This is a genomic window from uncultured Mucilaginibacter sp., assembly GCF_903893715.1.
Lineage (GTDB): Bacteria > Bacteroidota > Bacteroidia > Sphingobacteriales > Sphingobacteriaceae > Mucilaginibacter.
The window spans coordinates 1-3,137 of the sequence record NZ_CAITNG010000104.1; the positions used below are offsets into that span (position 1 = coordinate 1).

At 39.8% G+C, this 3,137-nt stretch carries 4 protein-coding genes; 3 read left to right on the forward strand and 1 reads right to left on the reverse strand.

Features of this window, described 5'->3' with window-relative positions; translation table 11 throughout:
* On the reverse strand, positions 1-344 hold a 344-nt coding region (locus QZX97_RS11765), incomplete at its 3' end, for a COX15/CtaA family protein (RefSeq protein WP_295664664.1).
* A gap of 139 nt (positions 345-483) precedes the next feature.
* Between QZX97_RS11765 and QZX97_RS11770 the strand changes: the two genes are divergently transcribed.
* The 3 genes from QZX97_RS11770 (at position 484) to QZX97_RS11780 (ending at position 2,955) form a co-directional block, all read left to right on the forward strand.
* Positions 484-1,731, forward strand: coding sequence for a peptidase U32 family protein (locus QZX97_RS11770; RefSeq protein ID WP_295664665.1), 1,248 nt, complete (start codon positions 484-486; stop codon positions 1,729-1,731).
* Positions 1,724-1,945 (forward strand): ferredoxin, encoded by a 222-nt coding sequence (locus QZX97_RS11775; protein WP_295648237.1) that lies wholly within the window; start codon positions 1,724-1,726, stop codon positions 1,943-1,945. Before QZX97_RS11770 ends, QZX97_RS11775 begins: the two co-directional genes overlap by 8 nt.
* A gap of 779 nt (positions 1,946-2,724) precedes the next feature.
* Positions 2,725-2,955 (forward strand): hypothetical protein, encoded by a 231-nt coding sequence (locus QZX97_RS11780; RefSeq protein WP_295648239.1) that lies wholly within the window; start codon positions 2,725-2,727, stop codon positions 2,953-2,955.
* Positions 2,956-3,137: the final 182 nt, after the last annotated feature.

Sequence of the window (3,137 nt, forward strand, 5' to 3'; positions counted from 1 at the left end):
AATACCAGCCCCATCATTCTTGCCCATTCGCGGTGTAACCATTCCCAAAAGAAAATCGCTTTATAGTCGGCCAGGGTAAAATCGCTATTGACCCTTTTAAATTGCGCTATCTGTTGATACTTATCAAAACTTTGCTGCCAGGCATGCTGGTTTAACGGCGGCAGAGCACCCATCAGCGGGTTCCATTCGGTAATAGACAAGCCAGAACCGGTTAAGCGGGTGATTCCGCCCAAAAGTATCTGGACCATCAGCATACCTACCCCAATGCCTAACCAGGCAACAACGGCTTTGTTGTATTGATGTATTTTTGTTTGGGCATTGTTCTTAAAAGTCTCCGTTAGCATACTGTTATTTGTAAAACGGTGCATTCTATACTATTCCCGTCATTGCGGAAATGATACTGGTCACATTTGCCCCAAAAAGCCCCGGATTAAAAACAGGCCGCTCATTAAATTATTATTTTTGCCGGGTATCATCCTTTTTATGAAAGAGACTAAAATTGAGTTGTTATCACCTGTTGGTTCATTTGAATGTTTACAGGCAGCCATAAACGGTGGTGCCGATGCTGTTTATTTTGGTGTGGAACAATTGAATATGCGGGCAAAGTCAGTTAACTCATTTTTGGTAAACGACATACAGCAAATCACGGCTATTTGCAAGGCTAATGGGGTTAAATCATACATTACACTCAATACCGTGATGTATGACCACGATATGCAGTTGTTGGACAATATTTTAAAAGAAGTAAAAAAATACCATATCGATGCAGTTATCGCTTCCGACTTTGCTGTAATAGCCCAATGCAACCAACTTAATATACCGCTGCATATTTCTACGCAGGCCAATGTAAGTAACATAGAAACGGTAGAATTTTTTTCACGCTTTGCCGATGTGGTTGTACTGGCAAGGGAGCTTACTTTGAAACAGGTGGCGCATATCGTGAAGGAAATAAAGAGGCGAAAAATCAAAGGTGTATCGGGCGAGTTGATGAAAATTGAGGTGTTTATCCATGGTGCGTTGTGTATGGCCGTATCGGGTAAATGCTATTTGAGTTTGCACACACAAAATGCATCGGCCAATCGGGGCGCGTGTACGCAAAACTGCCGCAGGCCCTATCTGGTAAAAGATGCAGAAACAAATGATGAACTGCTGATAGATAACGAATATATCATGTCGCCTAAGGATTTATGTACCATTGGCATTCTCGACCAGGTGTTAAAAACCGGGGTCAGCGTATTGAAAATAGAAGGAAGAAGCAAGGGCGCCGATTATGTTTTTACAACAACGCAATGTTACCGGGAGGCTTTGGACGCCATTGCGAACAACAGCTATACCAATGATAAAATTGACGATTGGTTGAAGCGACTATCCACTGTTTACAACCGTGGTTTTTGGGAGGGGTATTATTTAGGCCACAAACTGGGCGAATGGACAAACAATCCGGGTTCGGCAGCTACCGAAAAGAAGATATACGTGGGCAAAGGCAGCAGGTATTATCCCAAAATAAACGTGGCCGAATTTATTATTGAAACCGGGAGCATTAAACCCGGCGATACTTTAATGATAACCGGGCACCATTGCGGAATGGTAAAAGAAAAAGCGGAAACATTAACAGTAAACGGCAAACAAAGCCACGAAGCAGTTAAGGGCGATAAAATAACATTCCCGTTTGAAACGAAAATTACCGCTCATGATAAGTTGTACAAAATTGTGGATACGATAAATGAGTAAGGTTATTCAATATCGAAACAAGTGCATTGGGTGTGGTATTTGTGCCGAGTTGCAACCGGAGCTATGGCGGATGTCGATGAAAGATGGTAAAGCCACCTTGCTCAAATCAACCCAAAAGAAGGATGTGTTTATATTTGTTTTGAGCCATAACAACAATCAACAAACACTCGAGGTAGCGAAAGCCTGCCCGGTGAATATTATCAAGGTAGTTTGAACTCCCATTACCATTAAGTGCAAACAAGTTTCGCATCTTTTCCCGCATATGGGTATATTTCAATGTAACTTGTCTTGATTCCTGCATCATGATTCCTTTTTCAGTACATCGGTAAATATGGGTACTGAAACATTTTACTTTTTGTCTTAATTCTTGATTCTCGGCTCTTGCATCCTTTCCCGCACATGGGTAAATATGGGTATATTTTCAAAGAACTTTTGTACCTAAGCCCAAACACCAAGGCTACCCGGCTTCCATGCAATATACGCAAAATTATCGGGATATGAAAGGTTGGGGTATACCTTTTCACCGTGCCCTTTGGGATAATAGCAATAGCCTGCGAGGATCCGAAGTAAAAGATACGGGCGGCCAAATGCTACCCCTCCGCTTGATGCGTAAGTGGGTTAAACTACAGGCATAACTGTCCGAAGTCAGAGACCATCGTACAACATATTACGGTCAACGGGGGACGTTCGGAGAATATTCTATAAACAACCCTAACGATAGTATTTTAGCTGAAATTTAATGCATTTTAGGAAGAAGTCCCAGGCTCGACCAGTGTGGGTTACGAATATCAGCAAATATTAGTACCTATAGCATCGTTCAATTCATAATAAAAAAAGCAATTAAAATATTATCAATCAGAATTTTATTTTGCTTGCATATTTGAAATTTAGTTAATAGCTTTAATTCAATATTTTAAAAATATTGTGGAATATATTTTTTGGTACAAAATAACATGTCTTTTTGTAGGCCTTATAATAATTATATTGGGCTATATGCTTTTTGTTAAAGGAATATTTAATGAAAGCGGTGATGTTGATGCAAGTTTTAAAAATTATAAATTGACAGTGAAAAAAGCCGCACCGGGCACCTTTTTTGTTTTATTTGGCGCAATAATAATATGTTTTACTATTTTTAACGCTATTGATTTAAAATCGGGAGTAGGCCCCCCAATTGATCAGACGACTACGCCACCGGTGCTTAAAGACTCGGTAAATTTAAAATAGAAGAATAGATGATATTAGGAAATGAATCTAAACCTCTCGCAAAACGAAGAAAATTTAAATTTAAAACTGTACGTCGTCAAACTAAAGTGAACCAAGGCTTGTGTAGTGTTTCGGGTTTAAAGTAAAGCTAAGTTTTCCATTTTGGGGGTGCAAGTGATCTGTGATTTTATTTTTTCATAGGC